This is a genomic window from Hymenobacter ruber, assembly GCF_054783255.1.
Genome location: NZ_BAAGQX010000002.1, coordinates 1487076 through 1504485, shown reverse-complemented (window position 1 = coordinate 1504485; position 17410 = coordinate 1487076). Strand labels below are relative to the sequence as shown.

General features: G+C 62.4%; 12 protein-coding genes. 7 read left to right on the top strand and 5 right to left on the bottom strand.

The window, feature by feature from the left end:
* The first annotated feature begins 47 nt into the window (after positions 1-47).
* The 5 genes from ACYVM5_RS06915 to ACYVM5_RS06895 all read left to right on the top strand — a co-directional run bounded on the left by ACYVM5_RS06915 (position 48) and on the right by ACYVM5_RS06895 (position 6716).
* Positions 48-1250: an ABC transporter permease gene (locus ACYVM5_RS06915; RefSeq protein ID WP_460617390.1), complete on the top strand. Its 1203-nt coding sequence runs from the start codon at positions 48-50 to the stop codon at positions 1248-1250.
* Positions 1251-1513: 263 nt separating this feature from the next.
* Entirely contained in the window at positions 1514-2212 is a 699-nt protein-coding gene (locus tag ACYVM5_RS06910; protein WP_460617389.1) for a head GIN domain-containing protein, read from the top strand.
* A 173-nt stretch (positions 2213-2385) separates the two neighbouring features.
* Entirely contained in the window at positions 2386-3780 is a 1395-nt protein-coding gene (locus tag ACYVM5_RS06905; protein ID WP_460617388.1) for a sigma-54-dependent transcriptional regulator, read from the top strand.
* 140 nt (positions 3781-3920) lie between these two features.
* The gene (locus tag ACYVM5_RS06900) at positions 3921-5219 is read left to right on the top strand and encodes a sensor histidine kinase (protein ID WP_460617387.1); all 1299 of its coding nucleotides are present in this window, start codon (positions 3921-3923) and stop codon (positions 5217-5219) included.
* Between the two features lie 129 nt (positions 5220-5348).
* Positions 5349-6716: an ammonium transporter gene (locus tag ACYVM5_RS06895; RefSeq protein WP_460617386.1), complete on the top strand. Its 1368-nt coding sequence runs from the start codon at positions 5349-5351 to the stop codon at positions 6714-6716.
* 116 nt (positions 6717-6832) lie between these two features.
* Here the strand turns inward: ACYVM5_RS06895 and ACYVM5_RS06890 are convergent, their stop codons facing one another.
* From ACYVM5_RS06890 to ACYVM5_RS06870, 5 genes are all read right to left on the bottom strand, one after another.
* The gene (locus tag ACYVM5_RS06890; protein ID WP_460617385.1) at positions 6833-7543 is read right to left on the bottom strand and encodes an SAM-dependent methyltransferase; all 711 of its coding nucleotides are present in this window, start codon (positions 7541-7543) and stop codon (positions 6833-6835) included.
* Positions 7544-7724: 181 nt separating this feature from the next.
* On the bottom strand, positions 7725-9245 hold the full coding sequence (locus ACYVM5_RS06885; RefSeq protein ID WP_460617384.1) for a T9SS type A sorting domain-containing protein: 1521 nt from the start codon (positions 9243-9245) through the stop codon (positions 7725-7727).
* A gap of 13 nt (positions 9246-9258) precedes the next feature.
* Entirely contained in the window at positions 9259-11961 is a 2703-nt protein-coding gene (locus tag ACYVM5_RS06880) for a collagen-like domain-containing protein (RefSeq protein WP_460617383.1), read from the bottom strand.
* Between the two features lie 1521 nt (positions 11962-13482).
* Positions 13483-14265 carry an alpha/beta fold hydrolase gene (locus tag ACYVM5_RS06875; RefSeq protein WP_460617382.1) on the bottom strand — a complete coding sequence of 261 codons (783 nt, stop codon included), beginning with the start codon at positions 14263-14265 and terminating at the stop codon, positions 13483-13485.
* A 110-nt stretch (positions 14266-14375) separates the two neighbouring features.
* Positions 14376-15281: a Rossmann-fold NAD(P)-binding domain-containing protein gene (locus tag ACYVM5_RS06870; protein ID WP_460617381.1), complete on the bottom strand. Its 906-nt coding sequence runs from the start codon at positions 15279-15281 to the stop codon at positions 14376-14378.
* Between the two features lie 142 nt (positions 15282-15423).
* Between ACYVM5_RS06870 and ACYVM5_RS06865 the strand changes: the two genes are divergently transcribed.
* On the top strand, positions 15424-15840 hold the full coding sequence (locus ACYVM5_RS06865; protein ID WP_460617380.1) for a winged helix-turn-helix transcriptional regulator: 417 nt from the start codon (positions 15424-15426) through the stop codon (positions 15838-15840).
* A gap of 117 nt (positions 15841-15957) precedes the next feature.
* Positions 15958-17337: a carbohydrate porin gene (locus ACYVM5_RS06860; protein WP_460617379.1), complete on the top strand. Its 1380-nt coding sequence runs from the start codon at positions 15958-15960 to the stop codon at positions 17335-17337.
* The last annotated feature ends 73 nt before the right edge of the window (positions 17338-17410 follow it).

The following is a 17410-nucleotide window of genomic DNA, read 5'->3' as shown; positions in this document are numbered from 1 at the left end:
TCAGGATGACAGCCGATTCTCCTCAAGACTTTCCTCCTCCAAAACCCATGCTCCGCCATCTCTTCACCCTCATTTGGAACCGCAAGCGGGCCAACCTGCTGCTGATTTCCGAAATCTTTTTCTCCTTCGTGGTGCTGTTCGGGGTGGGCGCGGTGCTCATCACCACCGCCAAAAACTACCTGGCCCCGCACGGCTTCAACTACGAGCAGATGTGGCGGCTGGAAGTGCGCGCCGGCCAGAACCTGAAAATGCCCCGCGCCGAGCTCGACGACGTGTTGCGCCAGGTGCAGGCCCTGCCGGGGGTGCAGACCGTGGCCCTCACCAGCGGCAACGTGCCGTTCACGTTCAACACCAACAACTCGGTGTATGAGTACCAGGGTAAGAAATCGCCGGTAACCAACGTTTACGACGCCGACGACCATTACCGGGAGGCCATGCAGCTGCACCTGCGCGAGGGCCGCTGGTTTGCGCCCGCCGACGATGGCAGCCACCACCGCCCCGTGGTCATCAGCCAGGACCTGCGCGAAAGCCTGTTTGGCAAGGGCCCGGCCCTGGGCAAAATCTTCACCTGGGAAAACCCCGGCAAGGAAGCCACCAAGCCCGAAGACGAGTTCCTGGTGACGGGCGTGGTGGACCCCGTGCGCATGGAAAGCGACTTTTCGGCCCCCATTCCCTCGGTGTGGAAGCGCCTTATTCCCTACGACACCACCCACTGGGAAACGGCCAACGTGCTGGTGCGCGTGGCCCCCGGCTCGGGCGGCGAGCTGCAGGAGAAAATAGCCCGCACCGTGGCCGGCGTGACGCGCCAGTGGACCAGCCAGGTGCGCGTGATGGACGACGAGCGCCTGCACCGCCGCCGCTACACGCTGGTGCCCGTGGTGGGCCTGTGCATCATGGGCCTGTTTCTCATCATCAACGTGGCGCTGGGGCTGTTTGGGGTGCTGTGGTACAACATCAGCCAGCGCCGGGCCGAGATTGGGCTGCGCCGGGCCATGGGGGCCACGGGCGCGGGCATCGGCTGGCAATTCCTCGGCGAGATGATGGTGGTCACCACCTTTGGAGTGCTGCTGGGGGCGCTGCTGGCGGCCCAGTTCCCGCTGCTCAATGCCTTCGACCTCCCGGCCCAGCCCTACCTGCTGGCCATTGCGGCGGCGGCCGGTGCGGTGTATGCCATCACGGCGCTGTGTGCGTGGCAGCCCAGCCGGCTGGCGGCGCGCATTCACCCGGCGGTAGCCCTGCGCGAGGAGTAGGGGCGGCGAGGCGGGGGAGTGTGAAGTCGTCTGTCATCCTGAGCGCAGCGAAGGACCTTCTCACGCCTGCTTCGCTTACAATCACTGCAAACTGTTCAGCGGTGAGAAGGTCCTTCGCTGCGCTCAGGATGACAGACTTTTTTTCAGCTGACTGAGGCCAAATTCCTAACTTGGCCGACACTCTGGGCAACTCCCGGGCCGCCCGCCGCATCTGTCGCTCCAGCAACGCTGCTTCACATCCTCACCTTTTTTCTGTATCAGTTATGAAAAACATCACCGCCACCGCCTTTTTCTGCCTCCTGAGCACGGCCGCCTTTGCCCAGGCCGGGCCCCAGGTGCGCAACGTGGCCAGCTTCCACGCCGTGGAGGTGGGCAATGGCATCGAGTTGCGCCTGACTTCCGGCACCACCCAGCGCGTGGTAGCCAGCGCCGAAGAAGCCGACCAGCTCGACCGCATCCTGACGGAAGTGCGCGACGGTGTGCTCAAAATCAGCTTCGACCGCGAGTGGGCCGAGACGCTGGGCCTGAAAAATGTGCGCCACATGCGCGTGGACGTCACCGCCACCAGCCTCACGGCCCTGCACGCCAGCAGCGGCGCGCACGCCGAAGTGGTGGGCGCCTTCACCACCCAGGGCCTGGACGTGGCCGCGTCGTCGGGCGGCACCGTCAAGGCCACCTTCATCAGCACCGATGTCAACGCGCACGTGAGCAGCGGCGGCGTGGCCACCCTGGCCGGCACCGCCCAGCGCCTCGACGTGGGGGCCAGCAGCGGCGGCGTGTTCAAAGGCGATGGCCTGGTGGCCCGCGTCTGTGATGCCTCGGCCAGCAGCGGCGGCAACCTGAGCGTGACCGTGCAGGAAGCCCTCACCGCCGATGCCAGTAGTGGCGGCGACGTGCGCTACTCCGGCTCGCCCCGCGTGAGCAAGCGCACCAGCAGCGGCGGCAGCGTGAAGCAGCGGTAGAAACGGTGCCACCCCAAACCTGGGGTGGTCGCATTTGGTCCCAAAACCACCTCCTCAAGTTTGGGGGTGGCTCCATTTGGCCTCAAAAACCTCGCCCCAAGTTTGGGGTGGATGGTTTGGGTCTTAAATCCTTCGCCCCAAACTTGGGGCGCGGTCCTTTATTTTCTGCAACCATGTTTCTCATTGTCGACGACGACCTGGCCATCCGCACCTCGCTGAAGCTGCTGCTGAAGCAGGCCGGCTACCCCGCGCAGGCCGTGGCCACGCCCGCCGAGGCCCTGGCCGTGGTGCGCGACGCCCCGCCCCGGCTGGTGCTCATGGACATGAATTTCTCCCTCGATACCAGCGGCCACGACGGCCTGGCCCTGCTGGCCCAGGTGAAGGCCGTGGCCCCGCAGGTGCCCGTTATCCTCATCACCGGCTGGGGCAGCATCGCGCTGGCCGTGGAGGGCATGAAGGCCGGCGCGGCCGAATTCGTGACCAAGCCCTGGCACAACGACGGCCTGCTCCAGACCATCCGCACGGTGCTGGCCGTGCGCGAAAACCCCGCCGAGCCCGAAACCGAGCCCACCGAAGCCCCCGCCCGCCAGCGCCGCCAGCTCGACCAGCAGTTTGCCTTTCGCGACATTGTGGGGCACGATGCCCAGCTCCTGCACGTCCTCCGCCAGGTGGGCCAGGTGGCCGCCACCGATGCCGCCGTGCTCATCGAGGGCGAAAGCGGCACCGGCAAGGAGCTCATTGCCGAAGCCATTCACCGCAACAGCCCGCGCCGCAATCAGTCTTTTGTGAAGGTGAACCTGGGCGGCATTTCCAGCAGCTTGTTTGAAAGCGAGATGTTCGGCCACCGCCGGGGCGCGTTCACCGATGCCAAAACCGACCGTGTGGGCCGCTTCGAGCTGGCCAACGGGGGTACCATTTTCCTTGATGAAATCGGCGAGCTGGAGCTGGCATCGCAGGTGAAGTTGCTGCGGGTGCTGCAAGACCGCACCTACGAAGTCCTCGGCGACTCGAAGCCCCGCCGGCTCGATATCCGCGTCATCGCCGCCACCAACCGCAACCTGGCCGAAATGGTGCAGCAGGGCCGCTTCCGCGAAGACCTGTTCTACCGCATCAACCTGATATCGGTGCGCCTGCCCGCCCTGCGCGAGCGCGCGGCCGACATTCCCCTGCTCGCCCAGCACTTCCTCGACCAGCTCCGCGCCACTTACCAGCGCCCGGCCCTGCGCGTGAGCACCCGCGCCCTGCACTGGCTCCGCGAGCAAGCCCTGCCCGGCAATATCCGCGAGCTCAAAAACCTGGTGGAGCGCGCCGTCCTCGTCAGCGGCAAAGAAGAGCTTGGCCCCGAAGATTTCCAGGCCAACGCCATGAAATCACTCGGCCACTCCGTCACGCAGTCGCCCTTGCCCGCCCCCGGCACCATGACTTTGGACGAGCTGGAGGCGCAGATGATTCGGCAAAGCCTGACGCACTACGAGGGCAACATCAGCCGCGTAGCCAAGGCGTTGGGGCTGAGTAGGGGCGCATTGTATAGAAGGTTCGAAAAGCACGGCATCCCGTACGACGAGTAGGGGCTTTGGTGAACAAAAAGAACGTCATGCAGAGCGCAGCGAAGCATCTTTACCTCATTACTAACTCATCGAAAGGATTAGTTGTGGCGGGCAAGATGCTTCGCTGCGCTCTGCATGACTTTTTCTTACAGCTATAGTTCATGTCCCTCCGCCTCCAGTTCCTTCTTTTTACCACCCTCATCCACGTCGTGCTCATTGCGCTGGCGGCCCAGCTGCGCACCACCAACGTGTACCTATTCATCGGGAGCGAGGTGCTGTTGCTCATCAGCATTGCCGTCACCGCGCAGCTGTACCGGGGGTTTGTGCGGCCGTTTCAGCTCATTGCGGCGGGCACGGCGGCCATTCAGGCGCAGGATTTCAGTATGAAGTTCGTGCCCGTGGGCCAGCGCGAGATGGACCAGCTCATCCTCGTTTATAACCAGATGATTGACGCCCTGCGCCACGAGCGCGTGAGCCAGCACGAAAAAAGCTTCCTCCTCGAACGCCTCATCCAGGCCTCGCCCGCCGGCATCCTCATCCTCGATTTTGAAGGCCGGATTGAAAGCGCCAACGCCGCCGCCGCCCGCTTCATCGGCCAGCCGGCCGCCGCGCTGGCCGGCCAAGCTATTGCTGATTTGCCCGGGCCCTGGGGACCGGCCCTGGCCACCCTCGCCGAAGACCAGCCGCAGGCCCTGCGCCTATCGGGCCTGGCCACCTACCGCGCCCACGCCGCCCACTTCCTGGACCGGGGCTTCACGCGCCGCTTCATCGTGTTGGAAGAATTAACCCAGGAGCTCATAAAGCAGGAAAAGCAGGCCTACGGGCAGCTCATCCGCATGATGTCGCACGAAATCAACAACTCCATTGGGGCCATCAACTCCATCCTGCACAGCTTCCAGCACTACGCCCCCCAGCTCGACCCCACCGACCAGCCCGACTTCACCCAGGCCCTTGATGTAAGTATTACCCGCAACACCCAGCTCGCCAACTTTATTGCCAACTTCGCCCACTTGGTGCGCCTGCCCCCGCCCGTGCCGCATCCCACCGATGTGCACGCCCTGCTGCGCGGCATCTGCCGATTGCTTCAGCCCCTGAGTGAGGAGCGCAACATTGCCTGGCACCTGGAATTGCCCGCTGCTCCGCTCATGCTTGCCCTCGACGCCCAGCAGCTGGAGCAGGCTCTGCTAAACGTGGCCAAAAATGCCCTCGAAGCCATTGGCCGCGACGGCAACGTGTGGATGCGCACCACGCTCAGCCCGCCCGCCCTCACCATCGAAAACGACGGTCCCGGCCTCACCCCCAAAGTGCGGCAGCGGCTCTTCACGCCCTTCTTCAGCACCAAGCGCGACGGCCAGGGCATCGGCCTCACGCTGGTGCGCGACGTGCTGCTGGCCCACGGGTTCCGCTTCCGCCTCGAAACGAATGAAGCCGGCCGCACGGCATTCAGCATTGATTTCTAACGAGGATTGTTTTTGATGGGGTATTGGGACGAATTAAGTAATAACTAACGTTTGTGAGCGTGAATATGAAAGGGGGTAAGTGAAAATTATTTGATATATTCGGTCAGGTGCCTCTAAATTTACCCAACTATGACTCGGAAAAGATATTTAGCTACCGCTTGCCTTGGGGCCATCTTATTATTAGCTGGGTTGGCTGCCTTTTTACCCCAAAATCACCCCGACGCCCTCCCCAACGCCTTCAACCCTGCCGATTTGGCCTGGATGCTTTCCGCCTCCGGCCTCGTGCTGCTGATGACGCCCGGCCTGGCCTTCTTCTACGGGGGCATGGTGAGCAAGCGCAACGTCATTTCCACCATGCTGCAGAGCTTTATCGCACTGGGCGTGATTTCGGTGCTGTGGTACGTGGTGGGCTTTTCGCTGGCCTTTGGCGACAGCATTGGCGGCGTAATTGGCAATCCGCTCACGTTTTTCATGTTCAATAACGTGGGCACCGCCCCGCACCCGCGCCTGGCCCCCAACCTGCCGCTGGTGCTCTACGCCGCCTTCCAGCTGAAATTCGCCATCATCACGCCCGCCCTCATCAGCGGGGCCTTTGCCGAGCGCATCCGGTTCTGGGGCTACCTGCTGTTTATGTGCCTGTTTAGCCTGCTCATTTACTGCCCGCTGGCCCACTGGACCTGGCACCCCGACGGTTTCCTGTTTAAATGGGGCGTGCTCGACTTTGCCGGCGGCACGGTGGTGCACATCTCGGCCGGTTTCGCAGCGCTGGCGGGTGCGCTGGCCTTGGGCCGCCGCCACAGCCACCTCGAAGGCCACACCCACGTGCCGCCCAATGTGCCGTTCATCCTCATCGGCACGGGCTTGCTGTGGTTTGGCTGGTTTGGTTTTAATGCCGGTTCGGCGCTGGCGGCCAATGCTACGGCGGTGCAGGCCTTCTTCACCACGCACATGGCTTCGGCCGCTGCCATGCTCACCTGGATGATGATTGAGGCCGTGCGCGGGCAGCGGCCCTCGGCGGCGGGCGCGGCCATTGGCGCGGTGGTGGGCCTGGTAGCCATCACCCCGGCGGCGGGCTACGTGAGCTACGGCCCGGCCTTGTTCATTGGGGTAGTGTCGGCCGCCATCAGCGCCGGCGCGGTCGATTTGAAGAACCGCACTACCCTTGATGACACGCTCGACGTATTTCCCTGCCACGGCGTGGGCGGCATCGTGGGCATGATTCTGACCGCTATTTTCGCCAAAGACGGCGGCCTGGTTCCCACCGGTTCCTGGACCCTCCTCCTGCACCACCTCGGCGCGCTGGCCTTCATCTCGGTCTACACCTTCGGCGGCTCCTATCTGCTCTATAAGGTAACCAACGTCCTCATCCCCATTCGGGTAAATGCTACGCACGAAGCCGATGGCCTCGACCTCAGTCAGCACGGCGAAACGGTATTGCCCGCGCCGCAAGAGCTGGAAGCTGTCAAGGAGTTGCGCTTCGTGGTACGGGCTTCGTAGCAGCTACTACAAATGCCTGTCATCCTGAGCGCAGCGAAGGACCTAATCATGTAAGAACGACTTGTTCACACGAGATTAGGTCCTTCGCTGCGCTCAGGATGACAGGCGCTTTTATGTTATGTCCCAATCACGAACACCGTCGGAATCTTGTGCAGCTCCGGAGCCGGCAGCCGCTTCCAGTCCGAGACGGTTAGCGTCTTAATAAACTCGCCTGCCCCCGTCACATCAGCCGCCACGCACAGGCGGGTGCCGGGCTGCAGATGCGCCAGCAAATCGCTGAACAATGCCCCATTGCGATAAGGTGTTTCGATAAATAGCTGTGACTGCTGCCGCTGTTGCGCCTCCTTCTCCAGTTGTTTTATCGCGGCCACGCGCGGCGCTTTCTCAATGGGCAAATACCCGTGGAACGCAAACTGCTGCCCGTTCAACCCCGAGGCCATGAGTGCCAGCAGCAGCGACGATGGCCCCACCAGCGGCCGCACCCGCAGGCCCTGCCGGTGCGCCTCGCGGGCCAGCGCCGCGCCGGGGTCCGCGATGCCGGGGCAGCCCGCTTCGCTCAGAATGCCGGCATTAATGCTTTCTTTCACCAGCGGCGCAAGGGCGGCTTTTACTTCCGCGTCGGTGCTGTCCTTGTCGATGACCACGAAGCGGATATCCTCAATCACGCGGTGCGGCGCCACACTCTTCACGAAGCGGCGGGCGGTGCGGGCATTCTCCACCAGGAAATAGGGGAGGGACGCCACGGCGGCCACCACCTGCGGCGGCAGCACCTGCGGGGCCGTATCATCGGCCAGCGGCGTGGGGATGAGGAATAGGGTTCCGGACATTGGGCACAATTAATGAGCTGCAAAGGAACGGTACCACGGCCCGACAATTCTCCATGCCGCTTCCTGATAAAGGTTTTCGCGCTGCTTAAACGAGCGGCTGCCAGCAGGCTAGTGAAACAAAAATCGCCCCGCTTCCACAAGGAAAGCGGGGCGATTTGCTGACGGTCAGCAGCTGTTGGCGCTAGTCGCGCTTCAGCAGGCGGGTAACGCGCTGGTCGCCCTGGCGGGCTTGCAGGGTGTAAACGCCGCTGGCCAGTGCCCGAACATCGAGCTGGAAGCGACTGGCGCCGGCCTCCGCCGTTTCCTCGCGGTGGATGAGCACGCGCCCGGCCATGTCGTAGAGGTCAAGCTGAACCGGCCCCGTGCCCGAACTCATCAAGTCCAGGGTCAGGTATTCCTGCAACGGCACCGGGTAGGCTTCGAGCTTGAAGACCATGGAGCTGGCAAAACGCACGGCCAGCACCTTGCTCAGCTGGCTGTTGCCGTCGGTGTCGAGCTGCCGCAAGCGGTAGAACAGCGTAGCGCCCAACTGGCTCGCGTCTTTGTCGATAGCCGTGGAGGCGGCTGGCGACCACCGCTGGCTGGCGACCACCTGCCGGCTGATTTCCTGCCACTTTTGCTGGTCCGTGGAGCGTTCGATGACGTACCAGCCGTTGCTCGGCTTCGTGGTCGTCGACCAGGTCAGCACGGCATCGGTGCTGCGGGCCGTGCCCGAAAACAGCGTTTGGGCCAGCGGCGCAACAACTGGGGCGCTGTTCAGGCTCACGGTGTACCAGGCGTTGAGCTCGGTGGTGGCCACGGCCACGGTGCGCGCCAGGGCGGGCTGTGCCTCGCCGGCTTTCACCCAGGTTTGGCCCTGGTTGGTGGAGTACCATACCTGGGCCAGGGCCCCGCCAAAGTCCAGGCCGTGGTCATTATCGGCCAGCCAGCTCAGCGACAGTTTAACTGCTTTGGCCGGGTTGCGCTCATCGGCGGTGCTGAGCCGCCAGATGCGGTCGATGCCCTGCTTGCCCGCAAACGCCGGGCTTTGGGCGTAGGAGTAGTTGGGCTGGTTTAGGCCGGTGCGGCGGTCCACGGTCAGCGTCAGGGCCTGGCCTTGTGGGTTCAGCACAAAGCCCATGTTGCCGAAGTTGACGGGTTCGGGGCCGCGCACGGCTTTCTGCTGCGTCAGGCTGCCCTGCACGTAGTGGCTGTCGTCTTCGGTGCCGGCTGGGCCGGGGCCCACCAGGGTGCCGCCCGATGCCAGGTGCAGGCTGTAAGCCGCCGTGGTGAGCAGGTTGCCGGTGGCCAGCCGCAAGCCGTTGGCCACCGTGGCATCGGAGCCGAGCGTGGTGCCGGCCGGGTTGTCGAGGCGCAGGTTGTAGAGCGTGGCGCCGTTCATGCTGAGCACGTGGGGCGTCATGCCCATCAGTACCACCGTGCTTTTGCTGGCCACCCAGGTGCCAGCGGCGGTGTTCAGCAGGTTTCCTTCATCAATGAAGAGCCGGTTGGAGGAGCTACCGGCTGCGGAGGTCAGGTCGAACTCGCCGGCATTCTCTACATCGCCGCGCACATAGCGCACCGAATCGGTGAGGGCGACGAGGCCACCGGCACCGTTGTAGAGGCCTTGCGCCTGGCTGGTGTGCAGTGCCGTAGCACCACACACCAGCAGCAGCGCAAGCACGCCTTTGGGAGGTTCGAAACGTTTGAGGTATCGGTTCATGGTCGCGCGCGGATTAATTCCAGTTTGTTCCATCAGAAACAAAAGTGCCCATGGTGTTAGCCGGAATAGTAACACTTGATACGGTAGTAGTGCCGTTCACAATGTAGACGGTCAGAGCGCTGTTGCCAGAGGCTTTTATATGCACAACGCGCCCGGCAACCGAAGCACCGTCACCAATCGATAACGAAACATTATCAGTGGTGCTGCTGGTGGTTACTTTTATGTAGTTCGCGCTGGCGCTGCCGCCGAAATTGAGGGTAATTCTAGCCGCATTGCTACCACCGCTATTATTCCCCGCCATTGTAGCAAGAACGCCAACAGTAGCTGCCGGCCCAGCCGGAACCGTGAAGTTCAGCACCGCCGCCGTGTTACTTCCGCTATTGGTTACTGAGGCACTCGAACCAGCGGGACCTGTCGTTGTAGTACCTATCGTTACAGTGGCAGCGCCATTGGCACCGGTGGCACCGGTAGGACCAGCCGGGCCCTGCGGACCGGTGGGGCCAATGGGGCCTTGCGCGCCAGTGGCACCAGTGGCACCGGTCGCACCTTGAGCGCCAGTGTCGCCTCTTGGAATTGTAAACCGGAATACGGCTGCCGAAGTAGTTCCGGTATTAGTAACGGATGCGCTCGAACCCGCCGCGCCGGTCGTGGTGGCACCTAAAGTCACAGTAGCAGCAGCACCTGTGGCACCCGTTGCGCCTTGAGGACCCGTTGCGCCCTGAGGACCCGTTGCGCCCTGAGGGCCAGTGGCACCAGTAGCACCTTGAGCACCGGTATTTCCAGTATCACCTTTCAATCCCTGCGGGCCAATGGGGCCAGCAACGCCCTGCGGACCTGCGGCACCGGTAGCGCCGGTAGCGCCTTGGGGGCCAGCAGCACCTTGAGCGCCGGTATCGCCGGTATCGCCTTTGTCACCTTTCAAGCCTTGAGGACCGGCTACCGTGCTGGCAGGGCCGGTAGCACCTTGTGGACCCGCCGGTCCCACTTCGCCTTGGGGACCAGTTGCGCCTTGGGCACCGGTGGCACCCGTCTCGCCCGTATCACCTTTCAAGCCTTGCGGACCAATGGGGCCAGCAACGCCTTGGGGGCCTACGGCACCAGTTTCGCCAGTAGCACCCGTCGCGCCGGTAGCACCTTGGGGCCCAACAGCACCGGCCACACCCTGAGCACCCGTTGCCCCGGTATCGCCTTTAGGGCCGGCAACGCCTTGGGGGCCAGTGGCACCTTGTAGGCCAGTATCACCTTTCAGCCCTTGAGGACCAACCGGACCTTGGTCACCCTGGTCGCCTTTGGCACCATTGGTGCCTGCCATACCTGTGTCGCCTTTGGGGCCAACGGGGCCCGCAATGCCTTGGTCGCCCTGGTCGCCTTTGGCGCCGTTGGCTCCAGTTGCGCCAGTATCACCTTTTTCCCCTTTGGCACCATCAAAGCCGGTGTCGCCTTTCGGGCCTACCGGACCGGCGACGCCTTGTTCGCCAGTATCGCCTTTAGCACCGTTGGCTCCGGCCAGGCCAGTATCGCCCTTTGGGCCTTGTGGACCAACCGGGCCCTGGTCGCCCTGGTCGCCCTTCGGGCCGGCCGCGCCGTCAAAGCCGCGGTCGCCTTTGGGGCCAATGGGGCCGGCAATGCCCTGCTCACCTTGGTCGCCTTTGGGCCCGGCTGCACCATCAAAGCCGGTGTCGCCTTTCGGGCCGACGGGGCCGGCCACGCCTTGAATACCCTGGTCGCCTTTGGCCCCATCCGCGCCCGAGGCCCCGGTGTCACCTTTGGGGCCAATGGGGCCGGCAATGCCCTGGTCGCCCTGGTCGCCCTTGGGCCCGGCCGCGCCGTCAAAGCCGCGGTCGCCTTTGGGGCCAATGGGGCCGGCAATGCCCTGCTCACCTTGGTCGCCCTTCGGGCCGGCCGCGCCGTCAAAGCCGCGGTCGCCTTTGGGGCCAATGGGGCCGGCAATGCCCTGCTCACCTTGGTCGCCTTTGGCCCCATCCGCGCCCGAGGTCCCGGTGTCGCCTTTCGGGCCTACCGGACCGGCAATGCCCTGCTCACCTTGGTCGCCCTTCGGGCCGGCCGCGCCGTCGAAGCCGGTGTCGCCTTTCGGGCCTACCGGTCCAGCAATGCCCTGCTCACCTTGGTCGCCTTTTTCCCCTTTGGCACCATCAAAGCCAGTATCGCCTTTCGGGCCAGTAGGACCGGCAATGCCTTGTGCACCGGTGTCACCCTTGGGGCCGGCCGCGCCGTCGAAACCGGTGTCGCCTTTCGGGCCGACGGGGCCGGCCACGCCTTGAATACCCTGGTCGCCTTTGGCCCCATCCGCGCCCGAGGCCCCGGTGTCACCTTTGGGGCCAATGGGGCCGGCAATGCCCTGGTCGCCCTGGTCGCCCTTGGGCCCGGCCGCGCCGTCAAAGCCGCGGTCGCCTTTGGGGCCAATGGGGCCGGCAATGCCCTGCTCACCTTGGTCGCCTTTGGGCCCGGCTGCACCATCAAAGCCATTATCACCTTTGTCGCCTTTGGGGCCCTGTAAACCGGTAGCACCAGTCTCGCCAGTAGGGCCAGCAATACCCTGAGGACCTTGTGCTCCGGTTGCTCCAATTTCCCCTTGCGGGCCTTGAGCGCCCGTTGCACCAGTTGGCCCGGCGACACCCTGTGGTCCCTGGGCACCAGCAGCACCGGTTTCTCCCTGTGGGCCAGTAGCACCAATCTCTCCTTGCGGACCCTGCAAGCCTGTAGCGCCCTGTGGACCTTGGGCACCAGTAGCACCGGTTTCTCCTTGTGGTCCTTGAGCACCCGTTGCGCCGGTTTCACCGGCTGGCCCGGCGCTACCTTGGGGGCCAGTGGCACCCGTTGCGCCGGTTTCACCCTGCGAGCCAGTAGCCCCAGTGGCACCTTGGGCACCTGCCGGGCCTGCCACCCCCTGTGGGCCTGTGGCACCGGTTGCCCCAGTAGCTCCTTGTGGGCCCATGGGACCTGGAGCACCTGTGGCGCCTGTAGCACCCATTAGCCCCTGTGGACCTTGGGGGCCATCAATGCCCTGCGGGCCAGTGGGGCCGGTTGCTCCTTCGGCTCCTGCATTGCCCTGCACGCCAGGTACGCCCTGCACTCCCTGCGCGCCTTGGAGGCCTCGTGGTCCTGTAGGGCCGGTAGGCCCAGTGGGTCCGGCAGGTCCTGAAGGCAAAGTGACAGAACTGGCACCTAAGCTTAGCTGCTGCCCATTCAATACCAGCGCATCGAGGGGTTGGGCTATAAGCATGCCATTGGCATCTGCAACCACTTTGCTAGTAGCGCCAGTGCCCAGCGAAGAAATTGTTGCGTTTCCACCAATGGTTAGGTCACTACCGATTTTACCAGTTCCCGAAATGCGAAAGTCAGCAAGCTGGTCCAGTGCATTTTGATTATCGATGTACCCCGAAGCAGCCGCCACGAGACCGTTTGTGCCATTCACCCCTGGTTTCACGGGCCCGTTTTTGGGAATAATCCGCCAGGAGTCCTCGGTTGTTGGCGCACCGCTGGTGGCTATTCGCACCCAGTTGGTGGGGTTGTTGCCTTTGGTGCCCGTGCCACCAGCGTTGTAATACAGGCCCGGTCCACCTAGCAGGTCACTGCTGGTGTTGAAAATCAGCAGGCCATTGGCTGGATTTACAACCGTAGTGTTGTCAGTAGCCGACTTAAGGGCTACTCGTGGGATAAGCAAGCCACGGGTACTACTCGAGATATCGAGTGCAGCAGATGGGTCAGGCGTACGTGTGCCGATTCCAGTTTGGGCATTGCCCAGCATTGGTACCGAAAAAAGCAGTCCTAACGACGCTAATCTCAGTACGACTCCGAGAGGTAATTGAGTTTTCACTAAGCAGAATTTAAAAGGTTAAAAGAAGATTTAATAGAAGCCTTGCCAAATGCAGTGCACAATATTATTTCTTTTATTCAATTAAATCTGCTAAAAATATTTTTACATATAAAAATATTACTTATTATATATTTATTAAATAATATTATTGAAGCAACTTCTGATGATGTTTAAAAATTTAGTTAGATATATATTTCAAGCTGTTATAAATAGTACAGTTGTCCTAGTGTGCTCGTTAATTAACCCTGAATAAAAACGATTTAATTATAGTTAATATTTTTCATAAAATATTCATGCTTGAAATTATGAATATGTATATCCAGACAAGAGGTGTATCTTGTCAAAACCGCGATAGAAATTCATCTGGAAATGTCAGCACACTAATTAGCTGCCCAGCCTTTACTGCTGCGCAAACGCCTTCACCAGCCCAAACACTTCCTCTGGCTTCTCGGCGTGTACCCAGTGGCCGGCATCGACCACGGTGGCCACCTGCGAGTGCGGAAACAACGCCGGAATACCGTGCAGCTTATCCTCGGTGGTGATGTAATCCGACTTGCCGCCGCGAATGAACAGGGTGGGTTTCATGAACGGTGCCGGGCCAGTGGTTTCCTCGCCTACGGCGGGCAACTGCGCGGCCAGCACATCGAGGTTGATGCGCCAGGCAAAGGAGTTATCCTCCTTGCGGTAGAGGTTTTTTAGCAAAAACTGCCGGGTACCGAGGTTACCGACGTGCTGCGCCAGCGCCGCATCGGCCTCCTGCCGGTTAGTGATGGTGCTGAGGTCCACGGCGTGCAGGCCGGCCAGGATATCGTCCTGGTGCTCCATGTCGGAAAAGCGCGGCGCGATATCAACCACGATGAGACGAGCGAGCCGCTCGGGATGGTCGAGGGCGAGGCGCATGGCCACTTTGCCGCCCATGCTGTGCCCCATAAGCGTGGTATCGGGGCCGAGCTGCAGGTGGTCAAACAGCTCCAGCACGTCCTGCGCCATGAGGGCGTAGGTGTGTTCCGCACTATGAAACGAGCGGCCGTGGTTGCGCAAATCCACGCTGATGACACGCAATCCGGCTTCGGTGGCCCAGCGCCGCGCCAGGCTCTGCCAGTTATCGAGCGTACCAAAAAGACCGTGGAGGATGACCAGCGGGCGGCCCTGCCCCTGGTCGAGGTGATGAAGTAGCGGCATGGGGCAAAAGTAGGGTGCGGGGCTTGCCCCCGCCCGTCGTCGAACGAAATGTAATGGATTCGTTCAACGACGGGCGGGGGCAAGCCCCGCACCCTACAGGATTATACTACTTACGCCGTAGCCGCCTTAAAAGCTGGCGCAAACACCGTCTGGGCAAATTCCTCCACCGTGGTAGGCGTGGTGCTGGCGGCATCGCGCGGGCCGTTGGCCATCGACTTGCCTTCGTTGATATTACGGGTCATCTCGTCGTAAAGGTCGGCCTGGTTCTCGCTCAGCCCGGCCCCAACCATGCCCTTTTTAGCGTCCTCGTAGGAGAAAGCCACGTAGGGCAGTTCCGGCCGGCCAATGGCTTGGCCAATAGCGGCCGTAGCTTCGGCCAGCGTGTAGTTGCGCGGCCCCAGAATGTACTGCACGGCGTGGTTTGCCAGCTTATCGGCAGTCAGGAATTCAGCGGCTTTGGCGGCGATGTCCTTGGTGGCCACCATCGGGAACGCGGCGTCAGCTTTCGTGGCCGAGCCGGCGATGCCCATGTGCTGAATCATGCCCACGTTGGCCAGCAGGTTTTCCATGAAATAGGCCGGGCGCAGGTGCACCACGTTCAGCCCTTCGATGGCGTTGAGGCGGGCTTCCTGGCGGTGCAGGCCCACCACGGGGCCGGTGCCGGCGACCTCATCGGCCCCGATGCTGCTCAGGTGCACGGCGTTTTTCAGGCCGGAATCGCGCACGGCCTGAGCGGTGGCTTCGCCGATTTGGTCCATGAAACCCAAGACATCGGGTGAGGTCACGTTGGGCGGAATCATCAGGAACGCCGCATCGGCGCCGCGCAGGGCGTCGGTGAGGAAAGGCGCGTCGTGCGCATCACCAGCTTTGGTGGCGGCCCCGGCTTTGGCGAGGGCGTCGAGACGGGCGCTGGGTCGGGCCACTGCCGTTACCTGGTGGCCTTGTTTCAGCAGCGTGTGAACGATGGCGGTACCGATGTGGCCAGTCGCGCCGAGGACGGTGATTTTCTTAGACATAGAAGCAAAAACTTGAGCCGGGGCATCGTTGCGCGGCGGCGATGCAAAGGTGATGGCCTAACTTTGCTTTTCGCAAGTACCTACTAAAAAGTAGGGTACTTACTTAAAAGTAAAAATAGCTGTTAATCAGCGTGATAATTTTATGTCAAAACCCACCAAACAACAAACGGCCGAAGCCTACTGGTCGGCCGCCGATGCCGAACGCAACCTGACCTGCCCCGTGCGCACCACGCTCAACGTGTTGGGTGGCAAGTGGAAGCTGCTGATTCTCTCTTATTTGCTCGATGAGCCCCGGCGCTACGGCGAGCTGCGTCGGCTGATGCCCGAAATCACGGAGAAGATGCTGATTCAGGAGCTGCGGGAGCTGGAAACCGACGGCATCGTGGCCCGCACCGTGCACCAAACCGTGCCGCCGCGCGTCGACTACAGCCTGACGGGGCAGGGGCAGCGCGTGCAGCCGCTGTTTGGCGAGTGGGTGGGCTGGGGCAAGCAGTACCTCGACCGTACCGGCGGGTGTGAGTTGGCTAATGCCCCGGCCTCAACTATGGCCGTGGGCTAAAATTCACTGTTTCAACATCTGCGGGGCGGGAACTTTCGCCCCATTTTATCCGGCCTGCCTAATCTTTTTGTCCTGAAACACAGATCTTTACTCCTTGTTGGGGCGCTGCTGCTGGCTTTGCCCGGCCTGGCCCAGGTCACGCCGCCCGGCTCTACCACGCCCGCCACGCCGCCCAATGCCGCCTCGGCCCAGGAGCCGATGCACCAGCCCGTGGAAAAGGCCCGAAACTGGAGCCTGCACTTTCAGCAGACGCTCATCGACCAGTGGCACAATAACTTGACCACGCCCTACTCGGGCGACTACAGCCTGGCCGACCGCGAATCGGCCAAGCTGTCCTTCACCAGTACGCTGTTCATCGGGCGGCGGCTGTGGAAAAATGCGGCCGTGTATTTCAACCCCGAAGTGGCGGGCGGCAGCGGCCTGAGCGGCGCGCGCGGCGTGGCCGGTTTCACCAACGGCGAGACCTTCCGCATCGGCGACCCTTCGCCGCAGCTGTATCTGGCGCGGCTGTATCTGCGGCAGGTGTTTGCGCTGGGCACGGCCACGGATATGGACCTCGACGACCTCAACCAAGTGGCCGGCCCCACGCCGCAGCGCTACTTCGCCCTCAATCTGGGCAAGTTCAGTACTGCCGATTTCTTCGACCAGAACAGCTACTCGCACGACCCGCGCACGCAGTTTCTGAACTGGAGCCTGATGAGTGCCGGCGCCTGGGACTACGCCGCCAACACGCGCGGCTATACCGTGGGCGGCGTTTTTGAGTACATCACGCCCGGCTTCACGGCCCGGTTCGCGTCCACGCTCATGCCCACGCTGGCCAACGGGCCCATCCTGGATTTCCACTACGGCACGGCCCACGCCGAAACCGTGGAGCTGACCAAAGTGTACCACGTTAAGGGTCGGCAGGGCACCATTCGGGCGCTGGGCTTCCGCAACGTGGCGGCCATGGCCACTTATAACACGGCCATTCGGCTGGCCCAGCTCACCGGCGCGCAGCCCGATGTGACGCTGGTGCGCCACGACGGCCACACCAAAGTCGGCTTTGGGCTGAACGCGGAGCAGGAAATCGCCAAGCACGTGGGCCTGTTTGCCCGCGTGAGCTACAACGACGGCAAAAATGAAACCTGGGCCTTCACCGAAATCGACCACAGCGCCAGCCTCGGCATTGCCAGCACCGGCGACCGGTGGCATCGGCCCGACGACCGCCTCGGCGCGGCCATCGTGGTGAACGGCCTCAGCCCCGAGCACCGCGCCTACCTGGGCGCGGGCGGCTACGGCTTCATCGTGGGCGACGGACCCGGCACCGGCTATGTGCCTAACAGCGGCGCTCTCAACTACGGTCTGGAGCAGATTGGCGAGGTGTACTACAGCTTCGCGCTGCCGCAGTATCACGCCTCCCTCAGTCCGGATTATCAGCTGGTTATCAACCCGGCTTATAATAAGGACCGTAGTGGGCCGGTGCATGTGGTGGCCGTGCGTCTGCACGTCGAATTCTAGGAAAATCAGACTGAAAAAAGGAAGAAAAGAATAACTTCGGGCAACCGCGGTAACGTTTCGGGCATCATGTCGG